The organism is Natrinema gari JCM 14663 (genome assembly GCF_000337175.1).
Classification (GTDB): domain Archaea; phylum Halobacteriota; class Halobacteria; order Halobacteriales; family Natrialbaceae; genus Natrinema; species Natrinema gari.
The window spans coordinates 1-15,626 of record NZ_AOIJ01000032.1 but is presented as its reverse complement, the minus strand read 5'-3'; the positions used below and the strand labels follow the sequence as shown (position 1 = coordinate 15,626).

The following is a 15,626-nucleotide window of genomic DNA, read 5'->3' as shown; positions in this document are numbered from 1 at the left end:
CGTCCAATGAGCACACAAAATCCTGCGAGTACTACGAGTTCGGGAACGGGGAGTAGTACCGAGTCGATCATCGACCTATCCGGGGTCGACTTCGGGTACACGTCGACTCCGGTCGTCGAGGATATCTCGCTTCGGGTCACCCCCGGCGAGTACGCTGCAGTCGTGGGTCCGAACGGGTCGGGGAAGTCGACACTAATGCAGTTGATGTTAGGGTTGCTCCGACCGGACGAGGGAGTTGCTCGGCTGTTCGGCGAGCCCTCACATCAGTTCGACGATGGCGAGCGGATCGGCTACGTCGCCCAGCATGCTAGCGCCTCCAAAGCGATGCCGATCACCGTCCGTGAAGTGGTGAAGATGGGTCGGTACCCACACGTCGGCTTCGGTCGCCTCTCCAGCGAGGACTGGGACATCGTTGACCGTGCGCTCGACATCGTCGGTATGACCTCGTTTGCCAGTCGTCGGGTGACACAGTTGTCTGGCGGCCAGCGCCAGCGGGCGTTCATCGCCCGTGCGCTCGCCAGCGAGGCCGACCTGCTCGTGCTTGACGAGCCGACTGTCGGGGTCGACATTGAATCAGTTGAAGCTTTCTACGATCTCTTGGATGCACTGAATCAGGACGGTATCACGGTCCTGCTCATCGAACACGACTTGGGCGCGGTCACCGAACATGCCGACCGTGTCATCTGTCTCAACCGCGAAATATACTTTGACGGGCCAGCCGGCGAGTTCGTCGAGAGTGACGCCCTGGCTCGCGCCTTTGGCACCACAGCGAACCTGTTGGGTGGTTCTCGATGACGTCCCTCCCCACGATTCCACTGCAAGCGGGACCCTTGAACCCCGTGTTCGAACCACTGTACTGGTTCCTGAAGCTATGGTCGGGGTTCATGTCCTGGGTGGCTGGGATGACTGGATTGGAGCTGCTCCAGTACGGCTTCATGCACCGTGCGATCTTGGTTGGGCTCTGTATTGGGGTGATGGCACCCCTGATCGGGACCTTCCTCGTTCATCGGCAGTTGGCGCTGATCGGTGATGCGCTCGCCCACACGGGGTTCGCGGGCGTTGCCGTCGGATTATTCGTCAACGCCGTCTTCGAACTCGGGATCTCGCCGTACCTGACCGCTGTGATCGTGTCGATGATCGCTGCGCTGTTCATCGAACTCATTTCGGAGGCGACCGACGCCTACAACGACGTCTCGATGGCGATCGTACTCTCGACGGGCTTTGCATTGGGGACGACACTGATCAGCATCAACGCCGGGGGACTCGCCGTCGGAGTGAACCAATTCCTCTTCGGGAACCTCGCCACGGTCTCGCAGGACAGTGCAGCGATACTCCTGCTGTTATTCGTCATCATCATCGGCGTGGTCGCACTCACCCGAAACCAGTTGCTGTACGTCACCTTCGACGAGACGGCAGCGGCTGTGTCTGGGCTCTCGGTCAGCTGGTACAACCGCATCATGGTGTTGTTGACGGCGATGGTTGTGGTTGGCGCAATGCAGATCATGGGGGTCATCCTCGTGGCCGCGATGCTCGTCGTGCCCGTCGCTGGCGCATCACAGGTCTCTCGGAGTTTCAACGAATCGATACTCGTGTCGATCGTGCTCGCCGAGTTGGCCGTCATCCTCGGCATCGGTGTCTCGTACTCTGCGGAGGCAACTGCCGGAGGCGTGATCGTCCTCCTCGCAGTCGCGATCTACGTCGTCGCCGTCGTACTCGGAAAACTCCAGACGGTCTTCAGTGAGGAGGACACCCCCGAGATGGGAAGCATCGACATGGGCGAAGCCAAACCGAGTGACGACTGACGACCACTTCCACAACGAACCTGTGCGGTAACCCGCAAAGTAACCGTTCGATCATGGCAGACGAAATGAATTCATCCGATTCTGACACCCCGGACGCGCCGGAGTCGTTGCCAGCGCTCACGCCGAAGATGGAAGACTATCTCCGTCGCATCTACCGTCTCGAGCAGGAAGCCGACGGACGGGTGTCCAACTCGAAAATCGCCGACCGGCTCGGCGTCACCAGAGCGTCGGTGACGAGTATGCTCAGTACGCTCTCGAATCGGGGGCTGATCGACCGAGAACGGTATCGCCCGATTCGTCTCACGACTGAGGGCGAAGAACTCGCCCTACGAGTGGTCCGCAGACACCGGCTCGCTGAGACGATGCTCGCGGAGTTGTTTGAGTACGCGATCAGTGAAGTCGACGCCGAGGCCGATATCTTGGAGCATCACCTCAGTAATCGGCTCTGTCGAGAGATTGAACGGGCGCTTGACATGCCAGAAACCGATCCCCACGGCGATCCGATTCCCGACAGTAATCTTGACCTCCCTCAATCAGCGGACGTCACCTCGCTGGTGGAGGTCGACGAGTCGGCGAGTGTGAAGGTTACGCGAATCTTGACACAGGACGATGAGGTACTAGAATATCTCGTTTCGATCGGACTGGAACCGGCCGAGCGCCTTTACCTCGACGAAATCACGCCGATTGGGATGGTGGTTCTCACTATCGGAGACGCCGGTGAACAGACGAGTCTCCCACAAAGACTGGCCGCACAGATACTCGTTACACCGCTAGATGACCCGTGATCCATACCCGGGATACTATGGAACCGCTCCTTCGCGGACTGGGTATTCTGTGTTTCGAGCTGGGGCTGGTGGGGCTTGGAGCCACAGTAATCGTTCCGGAACCACGGGCGCTTCTCCCGGTTCTCGGCCCGAATCGATTCCGACGTAGAATGTGGCAATATTTATTAGGCCAGTCTAAACAATAGTATAGATGAGAAAAACTATACGGTCTCGCCGACTATTCTCATCCACGTTCCGACGACTGCGGAGCGTACAGTTGTCCCGTTCGCCAGATGAGTTCCTGCGACGCGAGGTGGGCAGTTCGGGTTCAAATCCTTCCTCGCGTTTCTTACCACACCTGAATCCCACTGGTACTCCCGCACACACATGAGATGATTCAGCTAAACATCCGCGAAGTGCTGTTGACTGTCAGCGGACTTGGCTACCTGCCTGTTGTCCCTGGCACATTCGGCTCTCTTCCACCGGTACTGCTGGTGCTGGTCTTCGTCGTGCTCGAAATCCCGGTATCGGTAATGTATCTCTTTCTGGTATGCACTGCGCTCACGTTCTTGATTGCGTGTCTTTCGTTCGGAGACTGGGCTCAAGATCGATGGGAGTCCGACGACCCACAAGCGGTAGTCGCAGACGAAACTATCGGACAGACGCTTCCGCTTTTCTGGCTCCCGTGGCATGGTTCGGGGACCGAAGAGAGTCTGCTGTGGACCGGATTCCTCGTTATGATTGCCGTGAGTGCATTCAGAGCGTTCGACGTTTCGAAACCCCCACCATTACGGGCACTTGAACGGATGCCGGGTGGCTGGGGAATCATCTCCGACGACATCGGCGCAGGTGTTTATGCTGCTCTCACCACGGGGCTAGTTATCCGCGTAGTTCAGCCCACAGACGTGGATACCGTCGTAGCCCATCTTCTCAGAGTACTGTAATCTAACTCACCAAGACACTGTCTAGTTGAGCCAGTTCGAGCTACGAGAGGAATTTAGAAGAATCTTGGGAGAATGAGCGGACGGCGACGCCCGTCAGGGCGTTCGCCGTCCCCTCCATCAGACCGGTTGTTCGCTTCGGAATACAACAACGATTCCCGCTGAATGAGGGGTTGAGAGGACTTACGAAGCAGTTTTGGAACTGAGTGTGTCGGATGGCTGACAGCGGATGTGACCCGCCGACATCCACGAGAGCGTTGCTCTCGTGCGGCCCATCAGAACGTGGAGCGTTCTGCGGACGGCGAAGCCGTCGCGGGTCGCTGTCGACGAAATCGCTGTCACAATCAACGGCGATCGGTCTTGGCTATATACTGCAATAGACCTCGAGACAACGTTGATCTTCGACGTTGCGTTATTCAGTCGACATGGCACTAACCGGCTCCTGCGTTTCTTCATGGACTTACCGAGAACCACGATCTCTCCGACCTCGGTTTCTCGTCGATGGTGCTGGCTAGCTGATTGCCCTCTCTCGGTTAGGCTTGAGCAATTACCTCGGCTATGTTGATCGAAACCACACCGAAACGTGATTTCATACCCTCAAAATGCGGATCGGCCGCTTCCATCACTCGTGGATCGGCAGTCGGGCGAGCGTCAGAGAGTGGCTTGAACAGTTCGGACACTATGATAACAGACAACGACTCCACCAGTCACTCAAGGGACAGACGCCAGCGGCGGTGCTAAACTAGACAGTGCCAATTCGACTCGTTCATTGCTATTGTAATTATTTGATGCCGATCGAAGTGTACAGTCATGAACAACGGTGTTTCTCAATAGTGAGCACTCTCCGCGAGCTTTTTCCGGCGTTTTCTAAGCCGTTCATAGCCAAAAATGGCCAGAAAGCGCTGAACACAGCGCGCCCCGAGGAAAGAAGAGGCAATACGATTCCGCCTAGAGGCTCGAGCGGCGCTACGGCTGCTGCGAAGACGAGGCCGATGGAAACCAGTCCCGAGACGCTCATGAAGAATTGGCACGACGCTCTGCAATCACTATCGTCCCACACGAAGGCCATGATCTGTCGGTGGCCGAGAGTCCATGTCCGCAGTTTCTGCACGTTAGCGACATTCTGTCTCCGGAATCGTCGCTCATACTCTCTTCTGCACACCTCGATAAATGATGTGTGCGATAAAGAACCAGCAATACGCGATCGCACCGCCAACCGTCAGGGGTGACCGTCCAGCGACGGCGATAAAGAGTATGAGTAGCGGACCGACCAATAAGAGCAAATCAAAGACGCGATCTTCGGCACCTGCCTCGAGGAACCCGCCGACGATTGGGAGATCATCAAGGCTCATTGGTACAGCCCTCCGCGATTGAAGATCGTCCGAAGCGTCACCAGAACGGGGATGATCTCGAGACGGCCGATCCACATATTGAACAGAAGCATGAGCTTCCCAACTGACGGCAGTGAGTCGGGGCCAGTGATCCCTGCGGAGAGCCCGACGTTGCCCTGCGCGCTGGCAACCTCGAAGAGCACGTTCTCGAGTACATACTCGTCCTGTGGGAGAACCAGCAGGAGTACGAACAGCCCGAGTCCGAGGAAGACGAACCAGAGGAGCCCGATGATCGCCGCTTCCTCGAACTCTTGGCGCATTTTCTGATCGTTGAGCCGCCGTCCGTTGATTCCTAACCGACGGACGGCCGTCTGCGGATAGAAGATGTCGGCGATACGAAACCGGATCCCCTTCAGCAGCGTGAGCGCCCGGATGAGCTTGATCCCGCCGACCGTCGAACCGGCCGCACCGCCGACGACCATGCCGAAGATAACTGTGAGTTGGGCCTGGGCCGGCCACTGCCCGAGCGCGACGTTGGTCGCGTCGACAGCGGTCTGGAAGCCGGCACAGGTCGCCGCCGAGACGAACTGGAACGAGCTGTATCGGAACGCGGTAAACAGCGAGTCGTACGTGTCGCCAACGTATACGAGTGCGGTCAGTGCGAGCGTTCCGAGGCTCATGTAGATGAACACCCATCGGGTCTGAAGATCCGTATACAAGTTCCGCAGATCGCCTTGCAGGATGAGGTAGTGGACCGGGAACGCAATGCTCCCGAGGATCATGATCGGCAGGAGCGCGAAGTCGATGGCGGCGCTGTCGTAGGTGGCGATCGAGTGGTCTTTGATCGCGAACCCGCCGGTCGACAGGCCAGTCATCGCGTGGTTGATCGCGCCCCACAGCGGCATCCCGACGATCCACAGCAGGAGGATCGAGACGAACGTAAAGAGGATGAAGATCCACCAGATGGTCTGGACGGTCGAGACGATGCTCGGATGAATCCGCTCCGAGCGGGCCTCGCTCTCGTAGAGCGTCAGCGAACCGCTCCCGGGGCGGGCGAGAACCGCCGTCGTGAGGACGATCACGCCCACGCCGCCGATCCACTCGATGAACGACCGCCACCACTGCAGCGTGCGCGGCAGGACTTCCTCGTTGTCNAGCCCGGTCCCGGTAAAGCCGCTCATGCTCTCGAACAGCGCGTTCAGCGGCTCGGTAAACGCCGCGAGCGTCTCCGTCTGCGACGGCTCTCCGAGGATCGGCGGCGCGAGTTCCGCCGTCCACGCGATCAGGAGGAAGGGGAGCGAGCCGAAGACCGCGACGAGCAGCCAGCCAGTTGCGGCGATGATCATCCCGTGTAACTTCCCGGGCTGGGTCGCTTCGCGAAACTGCGACGTCAGCGCATAGCCGAGAGCCAACGGCAGTAGTCCGGAGACGATCAGCGCCGGGATCGTCCAGTACTCGCCCCAAACGAGCGGGACGAGCAGTGAGACGAACAATAGCCCGGACAGCGCCTCAAGCATCCGCCCGAGGTCCCGACCGATCGTTTTCATCGCTTCGCTCATACGTCACTTCCTCGTTGATCCGGGTTCGTATTTGACCAGAGCTTTTCATCGCTTACTCGAGCCACGACGCGCCGGCTACTCGCTTTGATCGCAGGAGACGAGTTCCGCGCTTTCTGCCCCATATCAGTTCACTCGATCTTCTGGATGACCGAACACGTCGGTGAGTTCAGGCGTGGCTCCGAACGCCGAATAGACGGTGAGCAGATCGCCGGCTTTGATTCGCGTGTCCCCCTGTGGAGTAAGCGGTGGATCCTGCCCTTTGCGTTCGATCGCAACGACCAGTACGTCGTCAGGGAGGAGATTCTCATCGGCCGTCTCGATGAGGGTTTTATCGGCGATCGGTGCGTCTTCGGTGACTACGATTTCGAAGACTTCGGCCGCGTCACCGATGCGCATATAGTCGACGATCGCCGGTCGAGCGACCGCACGGTAGAGGTACTCGGCGATAAGTTCCTGCGGGTTCTCTATGGTGTTGACGCCGATCTGGCGGAACACGTTCATGTGTTCGGGGTCGTGAACGACCGAGACGATCGCCGGGACGTCGTGCTCTTGTGCGAGCAGGCAGACCATGATGTTGGTCGCATCCCGATCGGTCGTGCTGATCACCGCGTCGGCCTGTTCGATACCGGCGTCCGCGAGCACGTTGTGGACCGTCGCGTCGTCGTTGAGGACCAGACAGTCGTATCGGCCAACGACGTAGTCTGCCCGCTCTGGGTCACTCTCGATGACGACGACTTCATTCCCTGATCGGGTCGCAATCTCGATAAGCGGCGTTCCGATATCACCTGCCCCGACAATGATGAGATACATAGCGTACTACACCTCACCATGGACATCGCCCAAAAACGCCCAGTGTAGCGTTTCTTCCCCGTCTGGATGTCTCTCCCGCGTTACATGGTAGAGCGAAACGGGTTTCGAATCACCCTCGCTCTGACTCGGTGGACGTTGTTTGACGAGGGTGTAAACCCCCTGGTCTTCGATATCGAGGACCTCACCGCTTGCTTCCTCGCGGATCTGCTGTTCAATCGGTGGCTGGCTCGACTCGAGTAATTGGTCGACGTACTCACGTACCGCGTGGAGTTCCGGCGACTCGAGCGTGTCGAGTTCCTCGATGAGGGCTGTCGGGAGTCGTTCCGTGGGTGATTGTTTGTCGTCCGAGTCAGACATACATACCACCCTATTTCGGATAGTAAAATAATTTCCGCTGTGAGTTTCGATACGTTTGTGGATACAGTATTGTCTTTTGTATCGTTCGGTAGCGTCGGACGGCAGTCTATCCATCGAAATCGTCGGCGTTGCAGCGGGTCACGGAGGAGGGAGACAACGACGACAACCGGTTTCTCACCAAGACCCAAAGATAGCTTAAATGTAGCTGGGGAACCAATTGCGGAGTATAAATATGACCCGAGAGATCGATGACGTTGACGAGCAGATCCTGTATTATCTCACGCGAGAGGCTCGACATACGTCAGCACCGGACATCGCCGAGCAGGTGGACGTCTCTCCGCCGACGGTCCGAAACCGGATCCGTCGCCTCGAAGAAGACGGCATCATCAACGGCTATCATGCGCACGTTAATTACGAGGCGGATGGTCGATTGACGAACCTGTTTATTTGTAGCACGTCGGCGACCGACCGGCAGGAACTCGCCCAGCGGGTACTCGACGTTCCGGGCGTCATCAACGTCAGGGAGATTATGACGGGAAAGGGTGATCTCCAAGTCAAAGTTATCGGGACGGATACCGATGACCTCACGCGCATCGCGCAAGATATCACCGCTCTCGGGATCGAAATCAACGACGAAGGACTCGTTCACCGGGAATACTTTCGCCCGTACGCGCAGTTCGGCCCGCGAGAAAAAGAGCCAATCTCGCCAGTAACCGGTGTCGCGGGCCTTTCCGGAGACGCAGATGTCATCGAAGTCATCGTCAAAGATGGAGCGCCGATTGCGGGCAAGACGCTCCAACAGGCGAACGAAGAGAGTCTCATCCCCTCGAGCGTTCTAGTCGTACGGATCGACCGGGACGAGCAGGCAATCACTCCGACGGGGGAGACGACGATCGAAGTAAACGACTTCGTGACGGTCCACTCACGGTCAGGAATCACTGATGAGACCTTGGCTGTTTTCACCAGTGGATAGTTACTGAAAGCGGTATCCTGCTTTTCCAATTAGTCACGTGACTTGCCCTCTTGCTTGCCTGCATCTTCACACGAGTACCGTCAGGATGCAGAATCTTCCCTAGGGTTGCACGTCGACCAAATCTAATCCACGGAATATACACACGAGCCATCGACATCGAAAGGGATCGGCTGTCGACGCCGTCGCTCGGGTATCCGGTTCGGCGGACGGATGATCGGTCCGCCTCTTCACTGAACGACTAGGTATCAGGTTCGCGATAGAGCAAGCGGAGCCACCGTGTTGCACTCCTCGCTGTCTCGAGCAGACATCCGATCAGCCGCGAAGAGGCTCTGAAACGCCACAGCGGGGCAGTCGTTGTGGAATCGTCGCGTCTCGCCGGAAATCGAGCCTCATTCTTCCGCTTCGTGCATCCCGTCTCGGATCGCGGTCGCCAGTTCGTCCGGACGGAGACTGCCGACCAGCAGGTCGCGGTCGTCGGATCTCGTCACGTAGACGCCGCGGGAGCCGCTGACGTTGAACGCGATCGTCGCCGGTCGCCAGCGGATACCCCACCCGCCGTACTCACGGAGTGGCCGGTACGTCACCGACTCGACCGAGTCGATCGCCTCCCAGGGGACTCTTCGAAACGACCGGTGGAGTGGAGCGAACCGTACGTAGAGCCCATCGGTTCGGACCTCGGTGACCAGTCGCAGCGATCGGAACAATACCGCGATGGCTCCGATGATGAGGAGCCCGACAGGTCCGCCGGCAACGACCGAAACCAAACCGGCTAGTCCGAGGAGTACCCAGAGCCACCACTGTCGGAACCGTTGGACCTCCCTGAATGCGACTTCACCTGTCATTTTCGTATATCGTTACAGTGCTCGAGTGACATAAGGTATGTGTACGGTCCGAAAAATCGGGCACTCCCCGACGTAATGAACTCGTTCTCTGCGATCATCGCCGAGATACTGACGCCCGTTGTCGGTGATTGTGTCAGGAGAGTTCGATCCGGGTTCCGTTCGCTCGAGGGGGCCCGCACCGCCGCCGTGGCCATTCGACGCCAAAACGTGCATAGGCTCTTGTCTACCATCCGGAGTTTGGCAACCAAAGTGTGATGAGCCGGACCAGGCTTCAATACCACACTCCCCGAGCATGGGTCTGGTGTCCAGTGACACTTCGTGTCGCTGCTGAGTGGTTCGAACACGAAATACGACCGGTGATCCTCCAATAGATAACACTCCTGTCGTAGATTATTTGTATCGCACTGACCTCGAACGGCAGCTCGGAGCCCTTTTACTCGGCTGTCCGATACCCAGTAGCTTGAACGGTAATATCACTCTCGATCGCATTTTGAATTGCGTTATTGAGGCTCTGTCCCTGGCCCGATCGGCCACTTGCCCAGGATTTCAAGATGGACGTACCGGGCTACGCTATTGAATAGAGCCGAAAACTGTCACGAGACGAGCCCTATTCCGGGAATCGAGGCTGTACAACCACCGTTATCCGCTGCGCCCCCGAACGGGGGCCGCCAGTCAGGCGTATTTCGGCCGTTCGGTCGTGTGTTCGACATCTCCGGTGATGGTCTCCTCGTCGCTGTCGTCGTCGTAGACGTACTGCCCGGTCGCGCCACAGAGGGTACATTCGTAGGTCTCGGAAATCTCGTTGATCATCTCGCCGTCCTCGAAGTAGACGCGACTCTGCGTGATCTGCAGGAACTGGGCGGTCTCGCAGTTAGTGCAGGTGATCATACCCGTCCGATAGCCGTCACCGGTTGTAGTTATCCGGCTTGTAACCGAAAGCGACGACCGCCTATCACGGTTTTACCCGGGTTTCGGTCGGTAACGCGGACGCGGGCGGTCCTGACCGCCAGCCGCCGTCGCTCGAGCCGGGCCGAACGCCAGTAATAATCGCATAATCACCCGACGCGACCGGGATCGGCGGCGGCATCCCGCGGACCGATCCGGCCGCCGCAAACGCCGCTTTCCCGACCGAACGAGCCGGTTACCGTGGTCCGAGTACGGTTCCGGTGGCGTCTCGCTGTCCGACGGGTACCGGTGGCTTAGGACCCGATCAGGGAGCCCGGTTCCCGTGATCACCCGCCTCCATCGAGAGAAGTCGCCGAGGTGTCGACGGCGATGCGACTACCCGTCCTCGCCGCCTCGTACGCCGCTTCGGTCAGCGCCGTGACCCGGAGCGCGTCCCGGACTGTCGCCGGCGGGTCGCTCCCCGCCTCGATGCTCTCGAGGAAGGCGTCGGCGCGGGACCGCTCGCCACGGGGATCGATGTACGGGACGTACTCCCCGGCGTCGGAATCGATCTCGCGAACGGTTCGCGGCCTCCACTGCGTTCCCTCGAGATAGACCGCGCCCGCCGCGTCCCAGATGTGGATGTGCTCGCGGACCGACGGCGCGTCGCCGTGAACGGAGAACGTGCCGCTCACCCCGTTCGCGAACGCGACATCGAGGTGGGCACGGCGATCGACCCGTTGGTCGTCGTCGTGGAAGTCCATGCTCGCGGCGACGGAGACCGGTTCGAGGCCGGTCGTCCAGAGCACGCCGTCGAGAACGTGGCTCCCGGTATCGTACAGGAAGCCGCCGCCCGACAGGTCGGGCTCGAGCCGCCAGGTCCCCCGCGAGTCGTCGATCCAGTCCTGCGTGATCGAGGCGGTCACCCACGTCGGGTCGCGATCGACGAACCGCTCGTGGGCGGTTCGGAACGCCGTCTGGAGGTGTCGCTGGTAGCCGACCATCACGGTCCGGTCGCTCCGTTCGACCCGCTCGACGAGGTCGCGTGCCCGTCCGAGGTCGGTCGTCAGCGGCTTGTCACAGTAGACGTGACAGTCCCGCTCGAGGGCGGCGACGACCTGCTCGTGGTGGAGGGTGTGTGGAGTACCGATCAGAACCGCGTCGAGCGACGCAGTCGCGAGCATCGCCGGGTACTCGGCGTACCGGCGGTCGCCCGGCACGTCGAACTCCCGCCCGACTCGCTCGAGACGGTCCGCGTCGAGATCGCAGATCGCCTCGACGGTCGCGTCCGGATGGCGGTGGAACTGCCCGCCGACAGTCGTACCGATGTATCCGAGGCCGACGATACCGAGCCGAACCGGGCGTGGCGAAGCGCCGTCGGTCATACGGACTCGAACGATCGGCAGCGTCATCCCTCTAGCGGCGACACAGGCAAGCACCTGCCGCGCTCCGCCATCGGGGCGACCAGTGGCGTTGGGACCGTCCGCCGAGACGAGTCGACCGCGCGGACATCGGCCTCGAGGGCGTCGTCGAAGAGCTCGAACCGTAGCAGCGGTCTACAAACGGCGTAGACGGGGCCTGTCGTCGGTTCGGGATCGCTACCGGCGTCCAAACCGCCGCATAACAATACCCGACCCGTTCATTAGCCGACGTGCGGGGAGGAAAGGCCCCGCCGGGTACGCGCGCAGACCGACGCGCTGACCGGCCGATTGCGTGCGTTCGTGCCCGGATCGCTCGACGTGGACTCGCCCCCGCTTCGAGTACGCTCATGTCTCTCACGCCCAGGGCGGTTCCCGCCCCGCCCGGGTTTCGCGATGTCCGTATCGAACAGCGACGGCTTCCGGGGGTCGCCGCTCGCGATGCTGCGTCGACGACCGATCCTGTCGATCGGTCGCGTTTCGGGCGCGGATCAGAACTCCGTGATGACCGGAATGCCGACCGTCTCGTAGTCGTCCATCGATGCTAGCGTCTCCGGTGCTTCCTCGAGCGAGAGCGTCTCGCCAATGATCTTGCGCGGCTCGAGCGTGCCCTGTGCGATCAGGTTGAACAGTTCCTCGTAGCGGACCAGGGGCATACCGAAGGAGCCGTGGAAGTCGATCTCCTGCATCGTCATGACGTCGACGGGGAGTTCGATCTGGCCCTCCTCCTCGCCGGTCGTGAGCCCGACCTGAACGTGGCTGCCCCGCGTCCCGAGGCTGTGAACCGAGTTCCGGCAGGTTTCCGCGATCCCCAGCGCGTCGATCGAGACATCGGCACCGTCGCCGGTGATCTCTTGAACCGCACCCGGTGCGCTGTCGACCTCGGTGCTGTTGATCGTCTCGACGGCACCCAGTTCCGCGGCCCGCTCGAGTTTGCTGTCGAGGACATCGATCGCGATCGGGTGTGCTCCCAGCGCCTGGGCGATGTGGATCGCCGAGAGCCCGACGCCACCACAGCCGTGGACCGCGACCCAGTCGCCGGGTCGGAGGTCGGCGCGGTCGGCCAGCGCGTGATAGGCCGTCATGAACCGGCAGCCGAGGCCGGCCATCTCCGCGAATTCGACCTCGTCGGGGAGTTTTACGCAGTTGAAGTCCGCCTCGCGAACGGGGAACGCCTCCGCGAACGCGCCCGGTGCGAACTCCGAGAGGCCGAGGGGGATGACCGTCTCGCAGTTGTTCGCTCGCCCCTCGCGGCAGTGGGAACAGCTGCCGTCGCCGAGGTGGAACGGTACCGCCACGCGGTCGCCCTCCGCGAGCGTCTCGACGTCGTCGCCGACCGCCGACACGACGCCAGCGGGCTCGTGGCCGAGGATCTGGCCTTCCGGAACCCCTGCTCCGATCCAGCTCCAGTCGCCCTGCCAGGCGTGCCAGTCGCTGCGACAGATCCCGCACGCCTCGGTCTCGACGATGACCTGGTCCGGTTGTGGCTCCGGATAGGCGACGTCTTCGACCGAGAGCGGTTCCCCATGGTCCTCGAGTACGGCTGCTCGCATGTTCCGGGATAGAGTCAGCGAGTATAAAAGTGTAGGCGGTACGTATTCTATTCATCACAAATCCGTCGTGGATTTTCTGCTGTTGTGCGTAATCCGATTCCGGCCTGTTGGGTCGCTATTGACCACTCAGACCGAAGTTCGATAACCGATGTCGAAAACGGACTGTCGATGTATACACTTCGGAGAATGCGGCAGGGGTTGGAATGTGTGAGGGTCGAACGTCATTTGTCACTATCGTAGAGACGCGCTCGTCGAGTCGATGCGCTGCGAGAACGCGACCGGTACTCGACGAAAGGAATTCTATGATTTACTAGCATGCACGGGAATCAACAGTATCGGTATAGGCGCACTGTCTAGTTTAGCACCTCCGCAGCTGGCGTCCGTCCATCGAGTGCCTGATGGGGTCGCTGGTGGTTATAGTAGTGCATGAACTGTGCAAGTCATTTGCGGACGCTCGCCCGACTGCCAACCCACGGATTATGGAAGCAGTCGACCCGCATCTTGAGCGTGTGAAACCACTTTTCGCTCAGGTTTCGCTCCACATAGTTCACCCGACCACTCAGCCCAAATCGGGCAAGGGAAGTCCGACAGACGCACTGATCGACGAGAAACACCGCCTCCGAACAGTCGTGTTATTCCGTGAGTCCGTGCAGGAACGCAGCCGCCGGATCGGTGCCAGGTCGACCAAACAATGCGACGTTGAGTATCAACGTCGTGTCGACGTCGATTGCAGCGTACAGCCAAGACTACTCGCCGTTGATTGTGACAGCGGTCTCGTTGACGGCGACCCGCGACGATTCGCCGTCCGCAGAACGCTCCACGTTCTGATGGGCCGCGCACGAGAGCAACGCTCTCGTGGACGTCGGCGGGTCGCGTCCGCTGTCAGCCAGCCGATGAACCCAGTTCCAAACCGTTCCGTGAGAGCGTTCAACGCCTAATTCAGCGAGAATCGTTGTTGCCTCTCGAAGCGAACAACCGGTCTGAGGGAGGCGGACGGCGAACGCCCTGACGGGCGTCGCCGTCCGCTCGTTCTCCCAAACTTCGTCTAAATCCGTCTCGTAGCTCTCACTGAACAGGTCTGCGAGCATCTAACCAGTTCGCTCAACGGCCTGCTCGTTCCTCAAACTGGCTCAACTAGACAGTGCCGGTGATGAAGGTTCCGAGACTAAGTGACACATCGAACGATCTCACCCGTACGACTCTGACTTCGCTGGGGCACCATCTCCTTCGTTGAGATTGGGATATGCTCACAAAAATATACTGAGATGAGTGTGACAGCGGTCAGATTCATTCCCAAAACGCTTCGATTCGATCGTCTAAGTCGCCGAGTACGTCCGGGAGTATATCTCGCCGGTCTTCCTCATACGCTACATCATCCCCTGATGTCGTTGCATCTGGCGGTGAATGAAAATGCGAGCGGGTATTGTGATCGTTTGGATGGCGGTCCCACCGACACTCCCAGTGGTCTCCAGTCTCGTATTGTTCAGAGTAGTGGATGTTGAAATCGTCTGTCTCATACCATCGGGTCTGAAGAGACGCACGCTCGATAGCCGTATCTCTCGGCGCTGCTGTTCGTCTCGTTGCTCACCGCTGCGGTGACGGCGCTTTCGAATGCCGTCTCGCGCTCCCGTTCCTACTGTTTCCGCCGCTCGCGTCGGGGATGTACACCCTCTCCGCCGAACCCGAGAGTGAGTACGCCTCACCGCGTCGGTTCGTCAGTGGTTGACGCTCGGCACGGTGTGCGGCTGGGTCGCGCTCGAACTGGCCGCGCGCTACTGGTACTCGCGACCCGGCTGGCCAGGATCGAAGGGACGGTGAGCGTCTGCCACTGCCCCGCTGAGCGCCTGGACCGCGATCGACGACGAGCCGAGGAAATGCTCGCCTACCTCGTCGAGCCGTTCGACGGACACAGCAGCGGCGACGGCGACGCCGAATTCGGGATCGTCCCCGACGATGTCGACCGCGATCCCACCTTCGAGGACCTTGATGAACGTGTCTTCCGCGAATACGCCCGGCATCTCGCTGGTGACCGTGGACTCAAACAGAACACTGTACAAACCTATTACCGCTATATTTCTGCGTGGTGTGGCTGGTGTGTTAACGAAGGGTACCTCGAGGCGCACTACGCCCAGCGGGCGAGTGCGATAGCCCCGCTGCCGGAGGACGACGGCCGCAAGCCCGGTGACCAGCAGGCCTGGACATCCGAGCAGCGCCACGCCCTCACCCGATACGTCGACGAGCGGACTCGCGACGCCATCGAGACGTACACGACGCTCCCAGACGATACTGCCCCCGTCGACATGCAGCGAGCGCGCTACGCGGCGCTGAAAGCCGCTCGTGACCGCGCCCTGGTGTTCGTCCTCGCGTACACCGCCGTTCGCGTCGGGGAAC

Annotated in this window: 14 protein-coding genes and 3 pseudogenes; 7 read left to right on the top strand and 10 right to left on the bottom strand. The window is 60.1% G+C overall.

Annotation, left to right across the window (positions count from 1 at the left end; genetic code table 11):
• Window positions 1-6: 6 nt before the first annotated feature.
• From C486_RS02340 to C486_RS19900, 5 genes and pseudogenes are all read left to right on the top strand, one after another.
• A complete protein-coding gene (locus tag C486_RS02340) occupies window positions 7-795 on the top strand; it encodes a metal ABC transporter ATP-binding protein (RefSeq protein ID WP_008452615.1) in 789 nt (262 codons plus the stop codon).
• Window positions 792-1,802 carry a metal ABC transporter permease gene (locus C486_RS02335; protein WP_008452613.1) on the top strand — a complete coding sequence of 337 codons (1,011 nt, stop codon included), beginning with the start codon at window positions 792-794 and terminating at the stop codon, window positions 1,800-1,802. Before C486_RS02340 ends, C486_RS02335 begins: the two co-directional genes overlap by 4 nt.
• Window positions 1,803-1,867: 65 nt before the next feature.
• Entirely contained in the window at window positions 1,868-2,587 is a 720-nt protein-coding gene (locus tag C486_RS02330; protein WP_241432455.1) for a metal-dependent transcriptional regulator, read from the top strand.
• A gap of 371 nt (window positions 2,588-2,958) precedes the next feature.
• A complete protein-coding gene (locus tag C486_RS02325) occupies window positions 2,959-3,510 on the top strand; it encodes a phosphatidylglycerophosphatase A family protein (protein WP_008452609.1) in 552 nt (183 codons plus the stop codon).
• Window positions 3,511-3,542: 32 nt separating this feature from the next.
• Window positions 3,543-4,253 (top strand): annotated as a pseudogene (locus C486_RS19900) (IS6 family transposase); the annotation flags it as partial.
• Window positions 4,254-4,649: 396 nt separating this feature from the next.
• Here C486_RS19900 and C486_RS02320 read toward each other — a convergent pair.
• The 4 genes from C486_RS02320 to C486_RS02305 form a co-directional block, all read right to left on the bottom strand.
• A complete protein-coding gene (locus tag C486_RS02320) occupies window positions 4,650-4,859 on the bottom strand; it encodes a hypothetical protein (RefSeq protein WP_008452606.1) in 210 nt (69 codons plus the stop codon).
• Window positions 4,856-6,397: a TrkH family potassium uptake protein gene (locus C486_RS02315; protein ID WP_008452604.1), complete on the bottom strand. Its 1,542-nt coding sequence runs from the start codon at window positions 6,395-6,397 to the stop codon at window positions 4,856-4,858. The genes C486_RS02320 and C486_RS02315 overlap by 4 nt, the downstream gene beginning before the upstream one ends.
• A 123-nt stretch (window positions 6,398-6,520) precedes the next feature.
• Window positions 6,521-7,207 (bottom strand): potassium channel family protein, encoded by a 687-nt coding sequence (locus C486_RS02310; protein ID WP_008452603.1) that lies wholly within the window; start codon window positions 7,205-7,207, stop codon window positions 6,521-6,523.
• A gap of 6 nt (window positions 7,208-7,213) precedes the next feature.
• Entirely contained in the window at window positions 7,214-7,564 is a 351-nt protein-coding gene (locus C486_RS02305; RefSeq protein WP_008452601.1) for a hypothetical protein, read from the bottom strand.
• A gap of 232 nt (window positions 7,565-7,796) precedes the next feature.
• Here C486_RS02305 and C486_RS02300 point away from each other — a divergent pair, with 232 nt between their 5' ends.
• Window positions 7,797-8,537 carry an Lrp/AsnC family transcriptional regulator gene (locus C486_RS02300; protein WP_008452599.1) on the top strand — a complete coding sequence of 247 codons (741 nt, stop codon included), beginning with the start codon at window positions 7,797-7,799 and terminating at the stop codon, window positions 8,535-8,537.
• Window positions 8,538-8,926: 389 nt separating this feature from the next.
• Here C486_RS02300 and C486_RS02295 read toward each other — a convergent pair whose 3' ends face one another.
• The 6 genes and pseudogenes from C486_RS02295 to C486_RS22750 form a co-directional block, all read right to left on the bottom strand.
• Window positions 8,927-9,379 carry a hypothetical protein gene (locus tag C486_RS02295; RefSeq protein WP_008452598.1) on the bottom strand — a complete coding sequence of 151 codons (453 nt, stop codon included), beginning with the start codon at window positions 9,377-9,379 and terminating at the stop codon, window positions 8,927-8,929.
• A gap of 672 nt (window positions 9,380-10,051) precedes the next feature.
• Complete coding sequence (locus tag C486_RS02285) at window positions 10,052-10,267, bottom strand: hypothetical protein (protein ID WP_008452595.1); 216 nt, start codon at window positions 10,265-10,267, stop codon at window positions 10,052-10,054.
• Between the two features lie 344 nt (window positions 10,268-10,611).
• Window positions 10,612-11,649 carry a Gfo/Idh/MocA family protein gene (locus C486_RS02280; RefSeq protein WP_049910058.1) on the bottom strand — a complete coding sequence of 346 codons (1,038 nt, stop codon included), beginning with the start codon at window positions 11,647-11,649 and terminating at the stop codon, window positions 10,612-10,614.
• A 524-nt stretch (window positions 11,650-12,173) separates the two neighbouring features.
• Window positions 12,174-13,235: a zinc-dependent alcohol dehydrogenase family protein gene (locus tag C486_RS02275; protein WP_008452589.1), complete on the bottom strand. Its 1,062-nt coding sequence runs from the start codon at window positions 13,233-13,235 to the stop codon at window positions 12,174-12,176.
• A 353-nt stretch (window positions 13,236-13,588) separates the two neighbouring features.
• Window positions 13,589-14,323 (bottom strand): annotated as a pseudogene (locus tag C486_RS02270) (IS6 family transposase).
• Window positions 14,324-14,522: 199 nt separating this feature from the next.
• A pseudogene (locus tag C486_RS22750) lies at window positions 14,523-14,789 on the bottom strand (hypothetical protein); the annotation flags it as partial.
• Between the two features lie 320 nt (window positions 14,790-15,109).
• Between C486_RS22750 and C486_RS02265 the strand changes: the two are divergent.
• A partial coding sequence (locus tag C486_RS02265; protein WP_008452585.1) for a phage integrase SAM-like domain-containing protein occupies window positions 15,110-15,626 on the top strand: 517 nt, incomplete at its 3' end.

Excerpts from the sequence above, each read along its gene's own strand:
- C486_RS02340 (WP_008452615.1), top strand. The coding sequence starts at position 7 with ATGAGCACACAAAATCCTGCGAGTACTACGAGTTCGGGAACGGGGAGT.
- C486_RS02335 (WP_008452613.1), top strand. The coding sequence starts at position 792 with ATGACGTCCCTCCCCACGATTCCACTGCAAGCGGGACCCTTGAACCCC.
- C486_RS02330 (WP_241432455.1), top strand. The coding sequence starts at position 1,868 with ATGAATTCATCCGATTCTGACACCCCGGACGCGCCGGAGTCGTTGCCA.
- C486_RS02325 (WP_008452609.1), top strand. The coding sequence starts at position 2,959 with ATGATTCAGCTAAACATCCGCGAAGTGCTGTTGACTGTCAGCGGACTT.
- C486_RS02320 (WP_008452606.1), bottom strand. The coding sequence starts at position 4,859 with ATGAGCCTTGATGATCTCCCAATCGTCGGCGGGTTCCTCGAGGCAGGT.
- C486_RS02310 (WP_008452603.1), bottom strand. The coding sequence starts at position 7,207 with ATGTATCTCATCATTGTCGGGGCAGGTGATATCGGAACGCCGCTTATC.
- C486_RS02305 (WP_008452601.1), bottom strand. The coding sequence starts at position 7,564 with ATGTCTGACTCGGACGACAAACAATCACCCACGGAACGACTCCCGACA.
- C486_RS02300 (WP_008452599.1), top strand. The coding sequence starts at position 7,797 with ATGACCCGAGAGATCGATGACGTTGACGAGCAGATCCTGTATTATCTC.
- C486_RS02295 (WP_008452598.1), bottom strand. The coding sequence starts at position 9,379 with ATGACAGGTGAAGTCGCATTCAGGGAGGTCCAACGGTTCCGACAGTGG.
- C486_RS02285 (WP_008452595.1), bottom strand. The coding sequence starts at position 10,267 with ATGATCACCTGCACTAACTGCGAGACCGCCCAGTTCCTGCAGATCACG.
- C486_RS02280 (WP_049910058.1), bottom strand. The coding sequence starts at position 11,649 with ATGACCGACGGCGCTTCGCCACGCCCGGTTCGGCTCGGTATCGTCGGC.
- C486_RS02275 (WP_008452589.1), bottom strand. The coding sequence starts at position 13,235 with ATGCGAGCAGCCGTACTCGAGGACCATGGGGAACCGCTCTCGGTCGAA.